Below are 22,202 nucleotides of genomic sequence, written 5' to 3'. Positions count from 1 at the left end.
CGGACGCTCATCAAGCCTTCAGTAGATGCGCTTTCAGCCCTGCCGGGTAGAGCTGAGGCCGGTCAGGCAAGTCCAGTGTGTCGAGCGCAAACCACTCTGCAAAGCACTTGGTGCCATCACCCTCTTTGAACTCGATACGCTTCTCGTGGGCAAAGACATCAGCAGGAAACGACACATTGAAGATCGCTAGAATCTCATGTCCGAGACTGCCTTCATGGGTATAGATATTCTCCATAAAAACAGGAGGGCCGAGCGTCTCGACCGTGATCCCGAGTTCCTCGCGAAACTCGCGGACAACCGCCGCCTCTGCCGTCTCACCGAATTCGACCGTGCCGCCAAGGGGGCGCACACCCTTCACTCGTCCGGCGTCATCCAGAACCTCGGCAGCAAGAAGCCTGTTACCACGCCAGTGGAGACCGAGCGATTTCAAACGGATTCTGGGTGCAGGTCGCCACGTTGTCATGCGCGAGAAATATAGAATAGCGTCACAAGCTGCAATTAGCTCAATGCGACTGTCGCAAAGCCAAAACCCGCGACAAACAACCTAGCAAGCTTTAGCCGATTTGCTATTTATCGCGCCGCCACGACTGCCACGCCGGCGCCGACCATGACACCCCCGACTGTCCGGTTCACGCGGCGAACAACGGTTGGTGTCCGGAGCAGGCTACGGGCGCGGCCGGCAAGGATGACATGCCCGCCGATCACGACGACCTCGACCGCGAGAATGACGGCGGCCAGCGCCGCGATGTGGCCGGGGGTGAGGGACGAGCCGACTACGTTCGGCAACAGCGCCACATAGAACAGCGGCATTTTCGGGTTACCGAGGTTGAGCGCGATACCAGTCGCGAAAACCGCCAGCAGTCCGCGCCGCTCGGAAACAGGTTGCAGCTCGGGCACGACAGGCTCGGCCGTCCAGAGCTTGATGCCCATCCAGACCAGATAGACCGCACCGGGATAGCGCAGGATCATCATCACGACGCCCATTTCGGCGGCAATGACGGAAAGACCGAAAGCGGCCAGCATCAGGAAGAACAGGATGCCGACGACCGTCCCCGCCCCATAGGCGATGCCAGAAACCGCGCCGTGCGAGATCGTGCGCGCGACGATCGTCATATTGTCAGGGCCGGGACTGGCGGCGAACATGAAGAAGGCCGCTGCGAAGGCGAGTAAGGTCGAAATATCCATGGAACCTCTCGAAAGTTATGATTGCTTCCGGGCTTTCAGGATACGCAGTTTTCTTTCATGCGAAAGGGAAGGAAGCAAAATTCCGGACCAAGGCGCATCGTGCCTGTAGTCATGATCCCTGCTATCGGCTCGAACTCTGCACGACGGGCAATGTGAGCGCGCAACGCTGTTCCTTGTGGGCCTTGAACATATCCGCGATGCACTTGTCCAGTGCCTCCCGGTTTGCCTCATAGACCCGGCCGTCGCAATATCCTACCCCCGCTTCGGATCGGCGGTGTTGAACTGTCACAATACATGTTCGTCCTCATCCTCTTCTCCGTTTGTCGTTTCGACCGCATTTTTTATGGCATATCTGCTCAATAGTCCGGCATCCTCGAGTGCCTCGATGTTCGGCAGGTCACGCAGTGTCTGCATGCCGAAGGCGGAAAGAAAGTGTAGCGTCGTCACATAAGTATAGGGCGCGCCCGGCGTCGGGCTGCGCGGCCCTGAACCGATGAAACCAGCACTCCGCAAATTACCGATGACGTCGCGGCTGACTTCCTTGCCAAAAATCTTCGACAGTTCGCCGCGGGTGACCGGCTGGAAATATCCCACCGCCATTAGCACCATCGCCTCGAACTCCGACAACATCGTTGCCGCGCCGCGCGTTGGAGCAGCTGACGCCCGGATCGCGGCTGCGTAACGCGAACGCGTTCGGTGCTGCCAGCCGCCAGCCACGGACACCAGCTCGTAGGGCCGATCCCGCAGCTCTTCGACGAGATCGTCGATCAGCAGATCAATGCTGCAATCCGTTCCGACCACACGCGCCAGCGTCTCGCGGCTGACAGGCTCGGCCGAGGCAAAGATCACCGCCTCGATCCGCAGCATCCATTCCCGCCAGCGTAACTCGGGCGGCAGGTCTTCCAGCTCCCGATCAAACAAGCTTTCGCTTGCGACGTTCGTCCTATTCTTGCGGGATTGTTTGGCTGCAGCTGATCCGGCCATCGTCACAACCCAAAGATCCGGAAAGAAGAGCGGCCGGAGAGTTCTCGTACCGCCTCAAAACTTTCGAGCCGCTCAAACAGCCGGTTTGCCGCCCAGCGCGACAGTTTTGAGTCGGGCGCGGAGGCTGGAATCGCATCTTCGGTGAGCAACCTGCGGACCACCGGTTCGGCGCCTTTTGTTCGCACCTTTGATGCTACGGCGAACAACCGCGCGGCGCGGCGATCGACCTCACCGGCGGAGCGGAGCGCAGCCTCAACGCCGTCGACAAGTGCCAGGCACATCGCTTTCGGATAAGCCAGCTCCCCCGGCCGCACGCGACCGCGGCCACCGATGGTGCGGAAGGCGGGGCCAAAGCGCTCAGGCAACAGTAGGGGCACCGGTTTCGGCCAATTCAGCTGGCGCGCCAGGATGACGTCGCCCAGACCGAGCGCCAACACCTCGGCGTCCGGGCGAACGGCAGAGATCGCCGTTATCAGGTCCGCCACCGCGAAGGGTGCTGCTCGCCCGGACTGATTTGCAGAATCGACGATCTCGGGGATCGACGCAAGGCTGTCGTTCCACGTCATCCCCAGAAGCGCGGTGACTTCACTAACGAAGGGTGTCGCGAATGTACCGGATCGGCGCGCCAGCAATCGTGTGGCCAGAAACAGTTTCCCAGCCGGCCCTGGATCGTCGCCTGCAGAGGTCAGCAAAACCGCGTCACGGATGGCAGTCTCTTCCTCGCTGCGGCCGAGCATTTGGGCAGCGACGGCGGCCGATTTAAGCGCAAGTCGATCGCGCCAGCAGCCGAGCCATGGCGGGTCGGCACGGATCAGATCGTCAAGCGATTTCAGCGCGATACCGGCGGCAAAGGCGGCGTCCGCTTCGCTGATGTCACGGCCATGCTGCCGTGTCCAGCCCGGCAAGCGGTGAGACCATGTCGACGTCGTTGGAGCGGCGTGCGTGAGCGAATCCATGCCGCAAAACATAAATCAGATGCGCAGTTTAGGCCAGTAAATTCGCGCAAAACTGCACGTCCTGTCTGTTTGAAAAAATGAATGATAATCTTGCATTATCGGACATTTTTGTCATTATAATGAAATGGCCCAGCTCATCGAGCAGAACAGCGACATTCCCCTCCAGGAGAGCCCTGCGCCGTCGCTCGGCACGGCGGCTGGGGGTGATGTTTCCACCTCGCAGGTGTCGGCCGCCGACACCTCGATGCAGGCCCCTCCCCTCTCCTCCACCGACGAGCAGATGCCAACGCATCTCGCCAGCCTGGCGAGCCGCGCCCGTGACTATGTGGAGGCGGCAAGTTCTGCAAATACCCGCAAGGCCTATGCCTGCGACTGGAAGCATTTTTCGGCGTGGTGCCGGCGATCGAACCTGGCTCCCCTCCCCCCGGCCCCCCAAACCGTGGGGCTCTACATCACGGCCTGCGCTTCGGGCTCAGCAGAAAGGGGTGCCAAGGCCAACTCCGTCTCGACGATCGAACGGCGCCTCTCGTCATTGTCTTGGAACTATGCGCAGCGCGGGTTGATGCTCGATCGCAAGGATCGGCATATCGCCACCGTGATGGCCGGTATTCGCAACAGCCACGCACGCCCACCCGTGCAGAAGGAAGCGGTGCTGGCCGAGGATATCATCGCCATGATCGAGACACTCGATCGGGGAAACCTCAGAGGTTTGCGGGATCGCGCCATGCTGCTGATCGGCTATGCCGGTGGCCTGCGGCGATCCGAGATTGTCGGGCTCGACATCAAGGCTGACCAGACTGAAGACGGACAAGGCTGGATCGAAATATTCGACAAGGGCATGCTCGTCACCCTGCGCGGCAAGACCGGCTGGCGCGAGGTCGAGATCGGCCGTGGCTCCTCCGATGCTACCTGCCCGGTGGTGGCTGTGGAAACCTGGATCACCTTTGCCAGACTTGCCCATGGCCCCCTCTTCCGCCGCGTCACAGGACAAGGCAAGTCCATTGGTCCGGACCGCTTGAACGATAAGGAAGTGGCAAGGCTGGTGAAGCGGACCGCCATGGCTGCCGGGGTTCGCGGCGATCTCAGCGAGATTGAACGCGCCTTCAAATTCTCCGGCCATTCGCTTCGCGCCGGTCTCGCCTCCTCCGCCGAAGTCGACGAACGCTACATGAGGGCGTAGCGTTAGTTTCCCGCTAAACAACGCTTTCTGAGAACAGATAGAGAAAGATGCCTAGGAACGTTACCTAAGGCGAGGATCGTCTGTGTCATTTTTGCGTCCCGCCCTCGATTCGAGTCCATCGGCCTGTCAGTGTGCTGCCATCGCCAACGACCCGTTCCCTTGACCTCATCGGCGTCAAAGTTTATTCCCTTTCCATCAGCAATGCTGGATAGGGAATTGTAGATGTTGGAGCTTGTGACCACCCGCTAAACGTCTCGAATTGTCGAGACACGTAAGCGTCGCCTGCACGGTAACTTATCGTGCAGTACAAGACGCATGGGTGTTGTTCATTTCACAGGCTACTTTCATGAACATCTCGCGACTGGAGCAACGTGTCTTACACGTGCTCGCCCAAGGCGGATTCATCCGCCATCATCGGTCTGATAATGGCCGAATTATCGAGATCCTCTGCTTTACACGGAACGGCCACGTCCTGGCCGACTGCACACTAGATGTGTTTCTCAAGTTGCGCCGCAAGCGCCTTATTTCTTCACGAGCTTCAAACCCCTACCAGATTTCTGAGAAGGGTCGCCGTTCAGTTCGCTCACAACAAGACAATCGATAGGACAGATCATGTTTACGTTTACCATCAGGGCCGAAAGCCCAATGGACATTGGACAGATACGAAAGGTGACGGAGCATGCATTTAGCATGGCGGAACATAGCGATGGCACCGAAAGCGCGATTATTGACGCACTTCGTTCTGCCAATGCTCTCAACTTATCGTTGGTTGCAGTTATCGATGGCAAAATCATCGGACATTGTGCCTTCTCACCAGTAAAGGCGGCTCAATATGAAACGGGCTGGATGGGTCTTGGACCAGTCGCAGTCAGTCCGGAATTCCAGGGAAAGGGAGTGGGCGTGGCACTCATCCGAGAAGGTCTAGAACACATCCGGAGAATTGGAGCCAAAGGGTGCGTCGTCCTTGGCGATCCCAACTACTACCGCCGGTTCGGATTCGAAAATGACCCCGCCGTCAAATTTAAAGGCGCTCCGCCGGAATATTTCATGAAGCTATCTTTGGATGGCTCCTCAATATCGGGTTCAATCCATTATCACGAAGCATTCTCTGCGCAGTAGCGTAGCGAGGGCTTCCGTGGCGGCCATTGCCGCCACGGTCTCCACCGCAGGCTTACTTAGGAACCATTGTCAGATAGCCAAATCCGCAATTGCCCGACTGACTTGAACCCCAACTTTGTCATTTCGTCCAGCGCTGCACCACTGTCATATCCGACAAGCGGCAGATCGGGTGAAAAGGCGACAGCGGCCAGCGAAACGGCATCCCGGAAGGCCTGCGGCGTACCAGTCAAGCTAAAGATGTTGGATATCCCTACAGCCTCGGGCGATCGATTTACTATGCAGCCTGCATCAAAGCCGCCGCCGGCCGACCGGCCATATATATGCATGTCCGGATCGGAAAGCAGGGCCGGTGTGAAGACATTGGCATCGGTCGGGCTACCAGACTCTTTCCAGGAATGTTCCCAGCAATCCAGCGCCGCCGCATCGCGAATGCGTGCCCATTCTTGAGGCGCAGACGCTGAAATTCCATGAGGTTCAGCCCAAATCCATGATGCGGAAAACAACAATTGGAACCCTTTGTCGCCGAGTTCGAGCTTGGAAAAGCCGTCTTTCAAGCCAGGTCGCCGTCCTAGCCGATCTGTCAGCCGACCGATTTCAACCAGTTGTTCCTCTGTTGCATCTGGGTTGAGTGTCGTCATGTTGGAATAGTATGGAGGTGCGATCGCGTCGCTTGACCAAAACGCATTGTTTCGCTGATCGGGCAGTCCATGGGAATGAAAGACCGCCTGATACAGGTCTGCATTATTGGCGGCGCAAATGCGCGCTTTCTCTGCATCGGACCGTATCGCGTTTTTCGGGACATTGCCTTGTAGGGAGTTGCGTATCATAAGAAACCTATTGCTCGGAGCGCCTGACACCCAGGCGGCGCATTTCCCGATAGACAGTGGAGCGTCCAAGTCCAAGCTGCCGGGCTGCTTCCGCCGGAGATATTTTTGCTTCAATGAGTTTGATTGCCGCCTCGACCCTTTTGATGTCGAGGGGCTGCCTACCGGGTAGCTTCCCTTTTGCCCGCGCGGCCGCGATCCCGTCCTTCGTTCGCTCCGAGATCAGCCGACGCTCGAAATGAGCAATGGCGCCGAAGACATGAAAGATCAGTTCGCCAGCGGCCGAAGACGTGTCGATCTTCTCCTCAAGGCTCAGCAGGTCGATCTGCCGCTCGCGGAGCATCTTTACGGTTTCGAGCAATTCCGCCAGTGACCGGCCAAGCCGATCCAGGCGCACGATCGCAAGTGTGTCGCCCGCACGAGCATAATCGAGTAGTTCCACCAGACCCGGCCTATCCATGGTTTTGCCTGACTTGATGTCTGTGAACACCTTGATGGCACCGGCCTCCTTCAGACGCATCGTTTGGCCGGCTACATCCTGATCGCCAGTCGAAACGCGGGCGTAGCCGAGAATGCCTGCCATAATACTGTCCCCGAAACGGTCGTTCTGTGGACGATCACGAACGGACCAGCTGGCCCTTGGAAACCCGTCCACAGAATACGTCTCTTTACTCCGCTCTGTCCATAGATTGAATGGGCCTTTTGTGGACAGAAAGGTGTGATCCAGATGCGTAAACATGAGCTTCTGAATGATGGCGAACGAAAGCAGCTTCTAAACATTCCGGAGAACCGGGACGACCTCGTCCGGCTTTATACCTTCGAGCCGGTGGAGATCGATCTGATCCGCCAACGCCGGGAGGATCACAATCGCCTCGGCGTTGCGCTGCAACTGGCATTGCTGCGGTATCCCGGCATGACAATGGCGCAAATGCTCGATAGTGGCGCCCTTACAGATGATCTGATCATCTTCATCGCGGAGCAGATCGGCATCCCTGTACAAACTTTGTCGGATTACGGTTTGCGGGGCCAGACCATGACGGATCATGCCCGCGAGCTGGCTCTTGCGCTAGGAATGCGTCCGGCTGCTCGATCCGATATTCCGATGATGATCGAAGCTGCCGCGTCCTCTGCATGGGCGACCGACAAGGGTATGCCGATCGCCAAGGGTATCGTCGAAGCACTTCGCCAAGCAAAGATCGTGCTGCCGGCGCCTGCCACGATCGAACGTGCCGGAATTGCCGGTAGGGCGCGGGCTCGCAAGCTTGCGACACAGACCCTCATGTCAGGCTTGAAGCCCGCTCAAGTGGAGATGCTCGATAAACTGTCCATCGCCGACCCGGCGACCGGCACATCACCTCTTGCCTGGCTGAAGGCAATTCCGGTCGTGTCAAAGCCGGATAACGTTCGGGAAATCATCGACCGATTGATGTTCGTGCGAAAGATAGGCATTCCAGCACAAACCGGTTCGACCCTACATCCGGATCGGTATCTGCAGTTCGTCCGCGAAGCGCGGATGTCACCAGCGTATATGATCGAGCGCTATGCTCCCTCGAGACGGCGCGCCACCGTGGTCGCGTTCTTGATCGATATCGAGGAACGCCTGACCGACGCCGCAATCGATATGGCAGACAAGCTGATCGGCTCGATGTTCACCCGCGCGAAGAATTCGCAGGCCCGCCGATATGTCGCGACGTCGAAGGACGTTTCCCGTTTGATGCGGTTGTTCCGCGGCACGATCGACGCCCTGGCCAATGCCATCGAAAGCGATTCCGATCCTCTGGAAGCTATTGATACCTCCGTGGGATGGGCAACATTGCTGCGCGTGCGCCATGAAGTCGAGGCGATCGCCGAAACCGCCGATCAGGACCCGCTTATCCTTGCGGCGGATCGTTACACGACGCTCAGGAAGTTTGCGCCCGCATTGATCGAGGCACTTGAGTTTAAGGCGGGGCGTGGAAATACGCGCACACTTGCCGCAATACGTCTGCTGGCCGATCTTAACAGGTCCGGGAAGCGCGACCTGCCGCCAGATGTACCGTTGCCGTTCAAGAAAGAATGGCAGAAACTGGTGATGGGCTCCGACCGCAAGATCAACCGGCGGCTCTACGAAGTGGCGACATTGGCCCATCTGCGCAACAAGCTCAGATCGGGAGATATATGGGTTGAGCGCTCATCCGCCTATCGTCAGTTCGATAGTTATCTTCTGCCAGCGTCGGCAGCTGCCCCGATCATCGCAGAATTGGATCTTCCGACATCCGCTGACGACTGGCTGGAGCAACGCGGCCGGGAACTCGATTGGCGGTTGAAGCGGTTCTCGAAACGACTGATGAAAAACCAGCTCGAAGGCGTCAGCTTCGATGGTAACCGTCTGAGCATTACACCCGTCAAGGCCGGTGTTTCCAGCGAAGGCGAAGCGCTGGCCAATCAACTCGACGCCATGATGCCGAGAATTCGTATCACCGAATTGCTCAATGAGGTTGCCGAGCACACTGGCTTCCTCGGCGCATTCACCAATCTGAGGACCGGTGGAACATGCCCGAATGAAAGCGCTCTTCTGGCGGCGATCTTGGCGGACGCAACGAATCTGGGGCTGTCGCGCATGGCCAATGCCAGCCAGGGCGTCACGCGCGACCAGCTCATCTGGGCTAAGGACGCCTATATCCGAGAAGATACCTACGGCGCTGGGCTGTCGGCCATCATCAACGCCCATCACGCCCTGCCGATTTCGTCGGTCTGGGGAGAGGGAACGACTTCAAGTTCGGATGGCCAGTTCTTTCGGGGTGGAAAACGCCTCCGTGCCGGTGGCGACGTGAACGTCCGCTATGGCGTCGATCCCGGCTTCAGTTTCTACACCCATGTTTCCAATCAGCACGGTCCGTATCACGTCAAGGTCATCTCGGCCGCCACCCACGAAGCTCCTTATGTCCTTGATGGGCTCCTGCACCACGGTACAGATCTCAATATCACTGAGCATTACACCGATACGGGTGGCGCCACAGATCACGTCTTTGCGCTCTGCGCGATGCTCGGATTCCGATTTTGCCCACGATTACGGGATTTTCCGGATCGGCGACTTGTCCCAATCGAACCGCTTGCCAGTTATCCCGATCTGATCCCACTTCTCGGGAAACGCGTTCGCGCCGAAACCATCCGGGAGCATTGGGGTGATGTCTTGCGGCTCGTAGCCTCCCTGAAGGCGGGCCACGTCGCCCCGTCAACCATGCTGCGGAAACTGGCGGCCTACGAGCGGCAGAACCAGCTTGATGTCGCCCTGCAGGAAATTGGCAAGATCGAACGCACCTTGTTTATGCTCGACTGGCTGGAAAATCCTGCCCTGCGCCGTCGTTGCCAGGCGGGCCTCAACAAAAGCGAGCAGCGCCATGCCCTCACACAGGCTATCTGCACATTCCGACAGGGGCGGATTGTGTTTCGGCGTGGAATATTGACCCCTCTGGCGGGGTGATCGGCGTCCAATTTTGACCCCCTTCATGTTTCGTCTGACCATCCGTTTTTTGACGACGGATGGAGGAGGAGTTGAAGCGAGTGGATACGATTGCGCGTGTTCGTCGAGCCTTCCATGTGCAGGGCTGGTCGGTGAAGAAGATCGTCCGGGAGCTGCATGTCTCGCGCAACACGGTCCGCAAGATATTGCGGTCCAATGAGACCGACTTCTCTTATGAGCGAGAACGGCAACCATTACCGAAGACCGGCATCTGGAAGGCTGAGATCGAACGCTTTCTGGCCGCCAACGAGGGCAAGCCTTCTCGGGAGCAACTGACTCTGATCCGGATTTACGAGGAGCTTCGGGGTCTTGGTTATGACGGCAGCTACGATGCGATCCGGCGCTATGCAAAAGGCTGGTCGAGGAGCCGGGGAGCTGTCACAGCTGAGGCCTACGTTCCGCTCTATTACGCGCCAGGCGAGGCCTACCAGTTCGACTGGAGTCACGAGATCATTCTGATCAACGGGGTGACGACGACTGTGAAGGTAGCGCATGTCCGGCTCTGCCACAGCCGGATGATGTTTGCCCGAGCCTATATGCGCGAGAGCCAGGAGATGGTGTTCGATGCGCACGACAAGGCCTTCGACTTCTTCCGAGGCACCTGCACGCGCGGCATTTACGACAACATGAAGACCGCGGTCGAGACTGTGTTCGTCGGCAAGGAACGGCAATATAACCGCCGTTTCCTGCAGATGTGCAGCCACTATCTGGTTCAACCTGTTGCCTGCACGCCGGCATCCGGATGGGAGAAAGGGCAAGTCGAGAACCAGGTCGGTCTGGTGCGTGAACGCTTCTTCACCCCGCGCCTACGGGTCAAAAGCCTGGATGAGCTGAATGTCTGGCTACTCGACAAATGCATCGCCTATGCCAGGGCGCACCGTCATCCCGAGCAGACCGAGCGAATGATCTGGCAGGTGTTCGAGGAGGAGCGCGGCAGCCTCGTGCATTACGTCGGGCCGTTCGACGGCTTCCACAGCGTCCCGGCCTCGGTGTCAAAGACCTGCACGGTCCGTTTCGACAACAACAAATACTCAGTTCTCTCGACTGCCGTCGGCCGCCCCGTCGAGGTGCATGCCTATGCCGACCGGATCGTTATCCGGCAGGACGGGGTCAATGTCGGAGAGCATCAGCGTTGTTTTGGCCGGGGCGAGACAGCCTACAATCCTTGGCATTATGTGCCTGTTCTGGCTCGCAAACCCGGAGCTCTGCGCAATGGTGCACCGTTCAGGGACTGGGCACTGCCAGCGGCGATGGAGAAGGTCCGCAAGCGCCTGAAGTCAGTCCATGCCGGTGATCGGCAAATGGTTACCATCCTTGCCTGCGTTCCGACCGATGGTCTGACGGCTGTCGATGCGGCCTGCCAAGAGGCACTGGATCACGGCGTTTGCTCTGCTTCGGTGATCATCAACATTCTGGCCCGCAGTCGTGATCCGGCTCCAGCGGCAACTCTTCAAACCCCCGATGCGCTTCGATTGACCCATGAGCCGGTCGCCGACTGCGCCCGCTATGACAGGCTCAGGAGGGCAAGCTGATGGAACGCACACAGGTTCTCGAACTGATGAGCACGCTGAAGCTCTACGGAATGCGCAGCGCTTATGACGAGGTCATGGGCAACGGCATCAAGCGACAGCACGAACCGCCGCGCATTGTCGGTGACCTCCTGCAGTCGGAGATCGCCGAGAAGCAGGCCCGGTCCATTCGCTACCAGCTCAGCATCGCCAAGCTGCCTCTGGCCAAGGACATCGACGACTTCGACTTCGCCGATACACCCGTCAATGAACCCCTGGTCCGGGAGCTGGCCGCCGGCACCTTCGTCGCCGACCAACGTAACATCGTTCTCGTCGGCGGCACGGGAACAGGAAAGAGCCACCTGGCCATTGCGATTGCCCGTGCCTTGATCCGCAACGGAACGCGTGGTCGCTTCTTCAATGTCGTCGATCTGGTCAACCGCCTGGAAACGGAAACGCGCAGCGGAAAGCAGGGACGAACGGCCGACTACCTCAATCGCCTGGACTTCATCATCCTCGATGAACTCGGCTATCTGCCCTTCGCTCAGGCCGGAGGCCAACTCCTGTTCCACCTCATCAGCAGGCTCTACGAGCGCACCTCGATCATCGTCACCACGAACCTCGCCTTCGGTGAATGGCCGACAGTGTTCGGCGATGCCAAGATGACGACGGCGCTCCTCGACCGCCTGACCCATCATTGCGAGATCGTCGAGACCGGAAACGAATCCTGGCGCTTCAAGAACCGCTCTCAAAGCTAAAGACGAAGAACGACATCACCCGCACTTGGCCTACCCTCTGCAACCCCGGCCAGCGCCGGGCAGGCCAAGCGCTGATCGGCTACAGGGGGGTGAAGATTGGACGCCGATAAGGGGTCAACATTCCGAGCCGATTGACAGGCGGATCGTCGATCGTAGCCACGAGGCCCAACAGTATCGGGCATCCGGCCTCAATCTCGTCATTGCCGCAATCGTCTATTGGAATTCGACTTACATGGCAGATGCCCTTACACATCTGCGCTCAGCCGGAAATGCCGTGACCGACGATCTCATGGCGCACACGTCTCCGGTGGGCTGGGAGCACATTGCGTTCTCGGGCGATTTCCTATGGGATCGAGCCGCGCAAGCTAAGGCGCGGAAATCCCTCATCCTGCCGAGGGGCATGCGTGCCGCATAGGATGTTCTCCCGTCGTTCGCCCTTGCCGTTGTTTAGTGTACTTCCAACGCTACGGCCTCATGCTTCAACCAGCAATCGGGGTAATGTGATGAGGTTGTGATGGAGCGGTTAAAGGAATGGGCTTGGCGGTGCTGGGATCTGGTCGGGGGATGGGTTCACACCGTCGATCATTGGTTCGACGTTGTTTTCTATCCGATTGAGAAGGCCTCTGTCTCGGTAGTTGTAAGAGCCTGGGATCTGCGAAGCTTCCTGATTGGGGCAGGCGGGGTCGCCTTTGGCGTCGCTGGGCTCTACAACACGTATCTCCTTTCCCAAGATCCAAGCTACAATTCTGGCCTGCTGGCGGGACTGGTGTTTATCCAGCTTATTTGCCTCGCCCTGAGTATCTTTGGCCTTTGTCTTCAGTTTCAGGACAACCAGGACGGCCCGATTGGCATGCGCGCGTCCATCTTTGCAGGCTACATGGGCTACTATTTCAAGACCTTGTTCGCCGGGATCGTGTCGGTTCTGGCAGGGACCACGGAACAGATGCAGTGGCTTTGGGCAAAGTCCAACCTGCTCTTCTACTAGTCGAGCACAACAGCTCCTAGCAGTCCCACTAGTCGATGGCTGATCGATCTTGCGTCCTGATGGGAACGTCAACGCTCCGGATGTTTTGAGACGTATGCTGGTGGAGTTGATACTCGCCCTCGTTTCGACCCAACAGGGGTCATAATTGGGAGAGCAGCCATCCCGATTAATCAAATATAACAGAAGGATGCGTTGAACCCAAGGCTGAGATGGGTAGTATGGGTGTACTGCGTCCATGAGGTGATAGAGATTGGCAAATGTGGGGATAAATAGCGGGTTCAGCTGGAACCGCGAATGGATGCCGTTGGTCTTACGATACGAGGTCATCACGAGCTCTGGCCCGGAAGACGCGGGGCAACAATCCGCTCCTGTAGCACTGCTTGATATTGCCGATACACCGTGCCTGGTGCTTTTGAGCGAACCGGGAATGGGAAAAACTTCGGAGTTAGCTTCGCTCGCTCAATCGCTGCGTGACAGAGGCGAGCAAGTCGATCTTGTTTCAGTCCGTGATCCAGACTTTGCCGGGGTCCTTGATGCCTTGCTGGTTTCCGACCATTGCCTGGGCTGGACGGATGAACACCGGGAATGGCACATCTTAATCGACGGTGTGGACGAATTGGCCGGGGGGCTGGATCCGAAGCGCCTGCTGGAGGGCTTTCTTGATCGGCTCTTCGCACTCGGCAAACGCGGCCGCCTCAAGATTGCCTTTACCTGCCGCACCTCAGCGTGGACCGACCAACTTGATCAAATGGTCAAAGACCGATGGCCGCCAGATGCTCACAAACGCCTTTCGCTATTGCCTCTGGCGGACAGTCAGATTCTCTCGGCGATCAATAGCTTTGAGTTGTCAGCAGAGAACCGGGCCATCCTGACGGCTCACTTGTCGAACGAAAAAATGCGTGCGGTCGCAGGTCGGCCGTTACTGCTGGCAATCCTGTTGGACCAATATAGGAAAGGCGGCACTTTCCCCACACGACAAGCTGATCTGATCTGCACCGCAATTCTTGCGGCCCTCGGTTCGGTCGATGGATCATCCGTCGACGTTCAATTGGCGATGGCCGGTCGGCTAGCGGCCGCCTGCACATTCTCCGATATACGTCGGTTGACGACGGCGGTAGGCTCGACCGACACTGAAACGTTGTCTGTTTCAAGTATTGCGGGCGGCATCGAACCGACTAACGGAGGTTTGGTCACCGCAACACCGGCACAGTTCTCGCTTTGCTTGAAATCTCCGCTTTTCGTCGAAGTCGCGCCTAAAACTTTCCAGTGGTCGCATCGAATTTTCAGCGACTTCCTAACAGCTCGCTACCTTGCAGACCACCGGCTGTCAGCAGAAGAAATCCTGTCGCTCCTGATCGTGCCGGAGATTGGAGGGCCAGGTGGTGTTGCGCTGCACCTCACCGAAGTGGCTGGATGGACCGCTGTGATGGTTCCAGGCGTCTTCAGCGAGCTGATCGACCGACAGCCAGATGTGTTGCTTCAGTCTCAGGCATTGGCGCTTGAACCCGCCGACCGCGCACGCTTGACGGAGGCATTGCTCGATCGGTTAGCCAACGGGGAGCTCCTAGACCGGTATAACGAGATACTGCCGCTCCTTGGCCGGCTCGATCACGACGGACTGGAGGAGCAGCTTCTCCCACTGATTACGAGAGACGACACCCCACCTTTTCAACGCAGGGCAGCGATTGATTTGGCGGCGGAAGCCGGAAAAACCTCGCTCTCCGGTGTTATTCTGGATGTGGCTACCGCGCCGCGCGTTGATGGCATCTTGCGGACTATCGCGGCGCGCTCCGTTCGAAAGCTCATTGGTACCAAGTCTGACGAACTTCTGGCTCCGATCCTTTTTTCTGATCTCACGAGCGACACCGACGATCGCCTACGTGGCACTGTCCTGCAAGCGTCTTGGCCCGGCAGCCTTTCCTTCCGGCAATTGCTCCTCGCGCTGACGGCTCCTAAGCGAAGCAATCTGATCGGCCCATACCAGATGTTTCTATCCCGTTTCGAAGCGCCAGAGATGACAGCGGAGCAGGCCCTTGAAACGATAGAGTGGTTAAATCTGAGGCTGGACGCCGATGGCGACGGACAGAATTATCTTGAAACCGTTGGAACACGACTGTTTTGGGCATCTGCGGGCCAGGTCGCAGCGCCCCAAGTTGCAGATGCGATGGCCGCATTCATCGTTGCCGCAGATCGCAATGTGGCACGCTTTACAATTGAGAGAGGAGACCGCACTTCGCATTGGCCGAACGCTCCGCTGGCGCGTGCGACGCTCGTGGACAAAATTCTTCAGCGAAGCCAAGATGCACTCCGTAGCGTCATCCTCATATTTCAAACCCTCCCAGATCTACTTGTACCGAACGATCTCAGCGAATACTTGGCGAAGATTACTGGTACTCGCGATGATTCCCTTCAACTCGCGCTGTCTCGCATCATCGTTGAGCTGAGTCTGCAATTGCCGATCGATACGATGGAAGAGGTGTGGAATGCCGCCTTAAATATCCCACCATTGCAACAAACCCTCTCTGCGCATTACTCAGTCACTTTAGATTCTCCGGCGTCTGACTACATGCGCCAAAAATTCCAAAGGGAACGCGATGCTGAGGGGCTCCGAGCATCCGAAAAGCTGAAATCGTCCGCCTGGAGGGACGGTATCGAAAAGCTGCTCAACCGGATCGAAGCAGGTGACGCACAACTTTGGTGGCAGCTCAACCTCCAGCTTTTCCAGGAACCGACAGGCAGCTTCGATCCCCACTTTGAGTTCATGTCGGATCTTACCCAGACGCCCGGCTGGGGCGCACTTGAAGCGAGCCAGCAGGCAAGGATTATACGGACCGCATCAGACTATCTCGTGAAGTCACCTCTTGCTGAGACAAGTTGGCTCGGCACCAACACCAGCCATCGACCGGCCAATGCTGGCTTGCGCGCCCTGCGGTTACTTTGGGAGAATGCTCCTGACACGTTTGCTGCATTGAGTGACGAGACCTGGGCCACTTGGTCTCCAGCTGCGGTCGGGTTCCTTGGAAATGATTTCAACCAAGATGATGCGCAGCGCCATCTCGTCCGGGAGGCTTATCGGAAAGCTCCGGCTGCGGTCATGCTTGCAGTCCAGCAAATTGCAACTGGCAGTGGTTCAAAGGGTCTTTCTTCTCGTGTGCTCGATCTGTTGGAGTGGGCACTTGATTCGCGTTTGGCAAGCTTCCTCCGGGACCTCGACCAATCGCAAGACCTCACGCGCCACGAGGAGACGCCGTCAATACTGGGTTTTCTCGTCCGAAACGGTGACGGTCAGGCGGTAGCGAGCGTCATCGCGGCATTGGAAAAGGCAGGAAGTGACACACCACCGGAGCCCTCGCAAACTGCGTTGATCGCGGAGGCCACGGTCGAACTATTGCGCCGCGACCCACAAGAAATTTGGCTGAAGCTCCTTGAGCTGCGAGGTAAAGACGAAGAACTTGCAAGGGCGATCTGGGCACAATTTGCAGAACAAGTGGCGTTCAATCAAGGTCAGAAGCTCGATGTTTTGTCTGAGTACGACCTCGCCCAAGGATATATCGACCTAGTTTCTCTGTTACCAGAGCGCCCTTCCCAGGAGGCTGGAGGGCGGCTTCTGCGGTCGCCAGATTTTGTCGAACAGCTACGCAGTATTCTGCTTAGCAGGCTCGTAGGGCGTGGCACGAACGTGTCGCTTGAACAACTGCACCGAGTTAAACACGCCGTTCCCGATGGGCATGAGGCTCTGCAATGGTCAATTGAGGAAGCGCGTCGGAATGTCCGCGCAAACCATGTTCGACGGGACGATCCAGCGGATGTCCTTGCACGCATCTCCACTATGGGGCTTCAATCAGCGCCAGAAGAATTGCAGGCTGATCGCGGAAGAAAATCCCACCTTGACGCCTTGGCAGACGGTCAGATCGAGATCGATGTTCCCGCTCCGAAGGTCCGAGAGGCGGGAGCGCTTCCTGAAGCGGAGCGCAAAACCATCTTAGCGGTGGCGTCTGAGTGGATGTCCCTCCACGGAGGCATCTCAACTCTCAATCGAGAACTTTGCAGAGCTTTGGCAGCCTTAGGTCACACGGTTATCTGCCTGGTTCCAGATGCCACAGAAGCTGAAATAAATGATGCGACCGGTGTAAAGGTGAACCTGGTCGCGTGTCCCGAATCTGTTGGTATCGCCGGCATCGACCGACTATTGCTTTGCCAAGCCGCAGATATTGGCGGCCTGCCAGAGCTTGTCCTCGGACATGATCACATTACGGGTCGTTTTGCCAAAGCTCTTGCGACGCGTTTTCACGCTAAGTACGTGCACTTCCTACACACGATCCCGCAAGAGAATGAAGGCTTGAAAAGCCCCAGAGCTGATCGACCTCGCAATGTTCTCGGGGGCGAGACAAAATTGCAGAACCAACTGGACCTCGCTGGCGCGGCAAATCTAGTGGTTGCCATTGGCCCGCGGATCCAGAAAAGCTTTCTGGCGGAAGCAATAGACCCTCCGCCGGTTTGTGTTTTAGTACCTGGCCTGAACCCTGATCTTCTGACGCTCAATCCAGATCATGCGAAGTTGCATCTTAACATGTGCATCATGTCAGCGCGCATGGAAGATGCGGTCGCAAAAGGCGGCATGTTGGCATGCAATGTCATTAAAATCGTGGGCAACGGGCGCGAGTGGACGGTGCACGGCCTCCCAGTCCTGATCATGCGTGGTTTTTCGGAAGATGCGAATGCCGAGTTTGCCCGCATCGGGGAGCTTTCAGATTACGCCCAGTTTGTGCAACCCCGCTCGTTCACGACAGATCCTCTGAAACTCACAAATGGCTATTTGAAAGCCGCGCTGATCTTGATGCCCTCCGTGGCAGAGGGTTTTGGCCTTACCGGGCTGGAAGCAATCGCTGCGGGCGTTCCCGTTGTTATCTCGAGCTCAAGTGGCTTGGCCGACTATCTGCGTGGAGCCGTCACGAACGATGGGCTATCGCGAGAGCTGGTAGAATCCTGTATCGCGCCAGTTCATCTTTCCGAAGAGGAAACAAGAAATGCCTGGGCTGAGAAGGTTGACGCCGCCTTGTTCAATCGCGAGGAGGCTTTCCAGCGTGCAGCAGACTTACGGAAGGCCTTGAGACTTCGGCTGACATGGGAGCATGCAGCACGAAGGCTTTCGAGCGAGTTCTCCGCACTTTGACAGTCATGTCATTCCCCCGCTGCCAACTGTGAACATGCGAGTCTGGCTCTTTGATCAATGATGATTTCCAACTTGCCGAGGACAGTCGAGAAAGGAACGATTTTTTGCACGGCCATGGCATCCAAACATGGTTCAGAGTTAGTCGGTGACGGCTTTGTCGGCGCTGGTAACAAGTCAGATATCGTTTCAAGGTGGCGAGAACTGTGGCAGAGAATACTATGAAGCGGTTTTCTCAAACCTAACCAGAAGCGATATTACCTGCCAAGCCTGTCGTACTGACGGGAATCCGAAAACCGTCATTTGAATCAGCGTGCCGTCGTCAGCACACCTGCCATCAAATCAACTTTTTCTTCCTCGATGGCCGAGCTAAACTTTGATTTTCTGGCCAGAGGATCTTGAAATCGCCCTTCTCCATCGGCCATGCAAGGCCGAACCCATTTTCGAGAGCCAACGCCCTATCTTCGGCCTTGGAAACTTCAGTTTCCACGACTATCAACTGCTTCCCTTCCCACCGTTGTTGTTGACGATAGTCGAGGAGTTGACCCATAGCCGTGCGGACGGCAAACCGCACTGTCGATACCTCTGTCGGCTTGACCTCGACCATGACGTCCTGGCCTTTTCCATCTGTAAATCGCATATCGTCGCAGAAGGTAGGAAGAAACTTATGGTCGCCGAGTGTCCGTCGGAGATAGTCTCTAAATAGCTTTTCGAGCTTGTTGTGCCGGGGGCTAACTTCAACCTCATGACGCTTCACATACTTTGTGTAGCCCTCGGCCGCTGCCTGCCCGGCCCGATGCTTGACGCGACTGCGCGCAGGTGGCCGATCAAAGGCCGAGACTTTCCCGCCAATTATAGCATGGATTCTTTCTACGAAGTTCCTTGCTGCCGGGTCGGCGGTGTCGTCCGCATACCACCAGCTCGCCTGCCCGCTCCAGCCTTTTCCACGCTCTAGGTAAAGGCCTTCATCGCGCTTGTTCAAGGGAATGAGGTGCGCGTCCCAGGCCCGCGCTCGCACTCGGAAGCTCAAGATTTCGTCAAGCTCATGCTGACCGGAGGGATATACACCATCGAACCGCTGGCGTTTGCGATAGACCCGCGCATTTTCCTACCATCCGATTACGCAACGCGGATCCTTGCCATCGACAGGAGCGGTCCAGACGACATCGACACCATCGATGAACTCGGCTGAGGCCGACGTCCCCAATCTTTCGATTTTGACATCGCGATCGACGTCGTCCTTTATTGTTTCGAAGTGGCCATAGACATAGCCATCGTCCGCTTCCACAAAGTTCAATTCCTCCCCGGCTCTTCCCTCAGAGACGACGTAGCCACCTCCACCTTTCGGAGGGTCATCGGCATCGCGGCCTGCATAGTTCTTCATCCAGGCGATATTGCAAAAAAGAAGCGGCATGGTTTCATCCGGATCAGATAAGTAGCTGTAGCGATCTCATCTTTTCATCCGCGCGAGAAAGTTGCAAATCGTCTCCTCAATGTCGCGACGCCTACGATAGGCACTCGTTTGGGGCGACGCGTCATCTTCTTGTATTCATTTATGAAAACATCCATCTGTACGGCTGACAACTGGATTTCATGGCTAGACCTCTCGCATTACAGCTTTAACGTGGATCTAACCGCGCAAGCTTCAAGCCGACTTGCGCCCCTCTGGTTCTTGTGTTCGAAGCAATGCCATCAGCATCGGCCCAAGCGAGAATTCGCCTCTCTCCGTCCGCCTTGTCAGGTCACGCAAGTATCCCCCGGGTGAACTGATGTGCCCGGCCCGCTCTAGGACGCAGGCCATTGCGACAGCGGCGTTCTCGGGTCCCATCGCTTCACAGGCCTCCTGATAGGCCGATGGACTAACACCGAGCATTGTGCGCACTACCACCGCCGCGGTCATCAAATCCCGCCAATGTGAAATTGCACCGCCCGACGCGTAATCCGATATCTGCGGGCAAGCCCGCAGCACCATACCCAACGGGAAAGCCTTTATCGGTTCGGCAGCCGATCTCCGTTTTGGCGCCGTTGTCTCGCCCTGCTCATTTCGAGAGCTAGGTTCAAGTTCATTTAAGGATTCGGTATTTGAATTCTGTATGTGATGACGGTTTCCGCTATCATTGGTGTCGGATTCTGTAGAAATAAGCTGGATTTCCAACATGTTGATAGCTTCCTCGCTTAACAATGTCAGTTCGTCGAGGCAAGCTTCGAGGGCCGCTGCTGTCTTTGCCGTTTTGAGACTAGCAATCGCGGACACGAGAGCGTCTTCGACAGCTTGCCAATTTCCTGCGGCGCCTTCTTCCACCGCCGCGCTGATGAGCTTCCGAATATCTCGGCGGGTTATCGTGATGCGCTCTTTAATGGCGCGCAGCCGTCTGCTTTCCTCGGCGACTTGGTGAGCCATGATTGCGAGTTCTTCTGCGCGGGCAAGGAGTGGTGCGAGACTGAAACCGTAGGCGGTTTCGATCGCACCGTCGTTTCCTTTCCGAGCGTAACGTTTGCCGTTCGGACTGTCATTCCGCTGGATCAGCCCAGCCTCGACAAGAATAGCAAGGTTTTCGCGTAGCGTCGTTCCTGCAATCCCGTTCGCTCGGATCGCCAGCTGCGCGTTCGATGGAAAGACGACAAGATTGCTCTCTTCGCTCAACTCCTGTTCTGGGTAAAACGTCAACAGGGCATTCAAGACAGCAAGAGCACGGTCACGCAGACCAAGAGTCGTTCTTGCCTCGCATGCGCTGCGATAAACTTTCCACTTGTCGACGGACTTACCCGCCTTGATATTTCTCGTGGCAAGCTGACCTTTCACCAAGGCAAGCGTCATCGGCCGCCGCCCGAATGGCGTCGTCACATTTCCTATTTGCATTTTCTCTCACCTTTCTAAAGGCAAAGGAAATCCGCTCACCAAACTGGCGCCAAAGACTCTTGACTGTGATTCATGGAAATGCGATTCTCAGGCTGCTTAGACATGAGGAAGGCTTCCACGACGGCGACGTTTGGGGGCCTTTTTCTTTTGCCGCTATTTTCCTTCTGTTTCAGTTGATTTCAGAAACTCCTGATGAAAACGACCGAGGTTTTCGGCGATGAACCGACCAAACCTTGCCGCGTCGTTCGCCTTCAGTGCGATAGAGTAGCTTTTCCCGCTTCCCTTAAACTCTGCCCGTACACTTGAATCATCTGCGCGCCATTCGCTCGCATTGCTTGGCCGCGTCGAAGGCTTCGTTGCCTTCTTGATGCCTCTAGCTAGAAACTCGAAACGAGCGTCTGATTCGAGAGAAAGGAATGCTTGATCGTCGACTAGGATCCGCGCCAGTTCAAGCGTTGTCGGTTTTTCGATCTGCTGCGCAAACTCAGTCCACCGATCACGGCCAACGGACTTCGCCGCGCCAATCGCATTCGCGATTTCAGCTGGTACGCGACCTGATACCGACAGCATCCGGGTCAACATCGGCGCATCTACGGAGAGGGCGGCCTGGATCGTCGCCCGGTCGTATGCCAATTCGACCAATCGCTGCGCGAACATTGCGCGTTCTATGAAAGACAGGTTCTCTCGCGCCGAATTTTCCTGCCCCTGGGCGATGACGTGGTCTGCGTCTGAGATTGCTTTTACAACAGCGCGGACCGGGCGTCCGAGATCCTTGGCCGCGCGCGCGCGACGATGCCCGAAAACGATTTGATAGCGACCTTCTGCCGTCGGGTGAGGGCGGACCTGTATCGGCGTGTCTTGTCCCCTCTCCCGGATCGCTTCGACGAGCTCGGCGTAAGCGACATCATCGATGCCCATCCGGTCTGAGACGAAAGAGGAATCCAACACCTCGGGATCGAGCTCGATGATAGTCTCGCCTGGAACCTGTTGCGCAGCCTGTTCAACCTTGTCTCGAAGCTCGCTCAAGGAGCTGATCATCGACCTCGAAGCGCCATGGGTGGCGTATCCAGGCGTTGCCTTGCGCTCTATACCCGCGTTTGCAGGAGACGTTATGTTAGCGAAAATGTCCTTACGAGCCATGGACCCACACTCCGGGTTTGGTCATCTTTCT

16 protein-coding genes and 3 pseudogenes are annotated in these 22,202 nt (G+C 57.1%); 9 read left to right on the top strand and 10 right to left on the bottom strand.

Going from position 1 to position 22,202, the window contains the following annotated elements; all coding sequences use genetic code 11:
- Positions 1 to 10 precede the first annotated feature (10 nt).
- From FS819_RS26325 to FS819_RS26310, 4 genes are all read right to left on the bottom strand, one after another.
- A complete protein-coding gene (locus FS819_RS26325; protein WP_322192782.1) occupies positions 11 to 430 on the bottom strand; it encodes an NUDIX hydrolase in 420 nt (139 codons plus the stop codon).
- Positions 431 to 570: 140 nt separating this feature from the next.
- Complete coding sequence (locus tag FS819_RS26320) at positions 571 to 1,185, bottom strand: LysE family translocator (RefSeq protein WP_156551570.1); 615 nt, start codon at positions 1,183 to 1,185, stop codon at positions 571 to 573.
- Positions 1,186 to 1,470: 285 nt separating this feature from the next.
- Entirely contained in the window at positions 1,471 to 2,169 is a 699-nt protein-coding gene (scpB, locus tag FS819_RS26315; RefSeq protein WP_156551574.1) for an SMC-Scp complex subunit ScpB, read from the bottom strand.
- 2 nt (positions 2,170 to 2,171) lie between these two features.
- Complete coding sequence (locus tag FS819_RS26310; protein ID WP_197434251.1) at positions 2,172 to 3,125, bottom strand: DUF1403 family protein; 954 nt, start codon at positions 3,123 to 3,125, stop codon at positions 2,172 to 2,174.
- Positions 3,126 to 3,249: 124 nt separating this feature from the next.
- Between FS819_RS26310 and FS819_RS26305 the strand changes: the two genes are divergently transcribed.
- From FS819_RS26305 to FS819_RS26295, 3 genes are all read left to right on the top strand, one after another.
- Positions 3,250 to 4,305: a tyrosine-type recombinase/integrase gene (locus FS819_RS26305; RefSeq protein ID WP_492437105.1), complete on the top strand. Its 1,056-nt coding sequence runs from the start codon at positions 3,250 to 3,252 to the stop codon at positions 4,303 to 4,305.
- A 346-nt stretch (positions 4,306 to 4,651) separates the two neighbouring features.
- Entirely contained in the window at positions 4,652 to 4,909 is a 258-nt protein-coding gene (locus FS819_RS26300) for a YjhX family toxin (RefSeq protein WP_156551617.1), read from the top strand.
- Positions 4,910 to 4,917: 8 nt separating this feature from the next.
- Positions 4,918 to 5,424, top strand: coding sequence for a GNAT family N-acetyltransferase (locus tag FS819_RS26295; protein ID WP_156551616.1), 507 nt, complete (start codon positions 4,918 to 4,920; stop codon positions 5,422 to 5,424).
- 56 nt (positions 5,425 to 5,480) lie between these two features.
- On the opposite strand, the gene FS819_RS26290 is transcribed toward FS819_RS26295, so the two are convergent.
- Complete coding sequence (locus FS819_RS26290; RefSeq protein ID WP_156551615.1) at positions 5,481 to 6,251, bottom strand: hypothetical protein; 771 nt, start codon at positions 6,249 to 6,251, stop codon at positions 5,481 to 5,483.
- 7 nt (positions 6,252 to 6,258) lie between these two features.
- Positions 6,259 to 6,831: a recombinase family protein gene (locus tag FS819_RS26285; protein WP_156551614.1), complete on the bottom strand. Its 573-nt coding sequence runs from the start codon at positions 6,829 to 6,831 to the stop codon at positions 6,259 to 6,261.
- A 144-nt stretch (positions 6,832 to 6,975) separates the two neighbouring features.
- Here FS819_RS26285 and FS819_RS26280 point away from each other — a divergent pair.
- From FS819_RS26280 to FS819_RS26255, 6 genes and pseudogenes are all read left to right on the top strand, one after another.
- Positions 6,976 to 9,681, top strand: a pseudogene (locus tag FS819_RS26280) (Tn3 family transposase); the annotation flags it as partial.
- Positions 9,682 to 9,782: 101 nt separating this feature from the next.
- A pseudogene (istA, locus tag FS819_RS26275) lies at positions 9,783 to 11,349 on the top strand (IS21 family transposase).
- Positions 11,282 to 12,016 carry an IS21-like element helper ATPase IstB gene (gene istB / locus FS819_RS26270; RefSeq protein ID WP_156551621.1) on the top strand — a complete coding sequence of 245 codons (735 nt, stop codon included), beginning with the start codon at positions 11,282 to 11,284 and terminating at the stop codon, positions 12,014 to 12,016. The pseudogene istA and the gene istB overlap by 68 nt, the downstream one beginning before the upstream one ends.
- 139 nt (positions 12,017 to 12,155) lie before the next feature.
- Positions 12,156 to 12,431: pseudogene (locus FS819_RS26265) on the top strand (Tn3 family transposase); the annotation flags it as partial.
- A gap of 99 nt (positions 12,432 to 12,530) precedes the next feature.
- Positions 12,531 to 13,001 (top strand): hypothetical protein, encoded by a 471-nt coding sequence (locus FS819_RS26260; RefSeq protein ID WP_156551291.1) that lies wholly within the window; start codon positions 12,531 to 12,533, stop codon positions 12,999 to 13,001.
- A gap of 259 nt (positions 13,002 to 13,260) precedes the next feature.
- Positions 13,261 to 18,174 carry a glycosyltransferase gene (locus tag FS819_RS26255; RefSeq protein WP_234624977.1) on the top strand — a complete coding sequence of 1,638 codons (4,914 nt, stop codon included), beginning with the start codon at positions 13,261 to 13,263 and terminating at the stop codon, positions 18,172 to 18,174.
- Positions 18,175 to 18,508: 334 nt separating this feature from the next.
- Here the strand turns inward: FS819_RS26255 and FS819_RS26250 are convergent, their stop codons facing one another.
- The 4 genes from FS819_RS26250 to repB all read right to left on the bottom strand — a co-directional run bounded on the left by FS819_RS26250 (position 18,509) and on the right by repB (position 22,171).
- Positions 18,509 to 19,153 carry a hypothetical protein gene (locus tag FS819_RS26250; RefSeq protein ID WP_234624967.1) on the bottom strand — a complete coding sequence of 215 codons (645 nt, stop codon included), beginning with the start codon at positions 19,151 to 19,153 and terminating at the stop codon, positions 18,509 to 18,511.
- A gap of 126 nt (positions 19,154 to 19,279) precedes the next feature.
- Positions 19,280 to 19,585, bottom strand: coding sequence for a hypothetical protein (locus tag FS819_RS26245; RefSeq protein ID WP_234624968.1), 306 nt, complete (start codon positions 19,583 to 19,585; stop codon positions 19,280 to 19,282).
- Between the two features lie 231 nt (positions 19,586 to 19,816).
- Positions 19,817 to 21,031: a plasmid replication protein RepC gene (gene repC, locus FS819_RS26240; RefSeq protein WP_156551293.1), complete on the bottom strand. Its 1,215-nt coding sequence runs from the start codon at positions 21,029 to 21,031 to the stop codon at positions 19,817 to 19,819.
- Positions 21,032 to 21,184: 153 nt separating this feature from the next.
- Entirely contained in the window at positions 21,185 to 22,171 is a 987-nt protein-coding gene (repB, locus tag FS819_RS26235) for a plasmid partitioning protein RepB (protein ID WP_156551294.1), read from the bottom strand.
- Positions 22,172 to 22,202: the final 31 nt, after the last annotated feature.

This window comes from Allorhizobium sp. Av2, assembly GCF_021462805.2.
In the GTDB taxonomy this organism is placed as follows: Bacteria; Pseudomonadota; Alphaproteobacteria; order Rhizobiales; family Rhizobiaceae; genus Allorhizobium; species Allorhizobium vitis_G.
The sequence above is the reverse complement of the archived record's forward strand: the minus strand, read 5'-3'. Positions and strand labels throughout refer to the sequence as shown.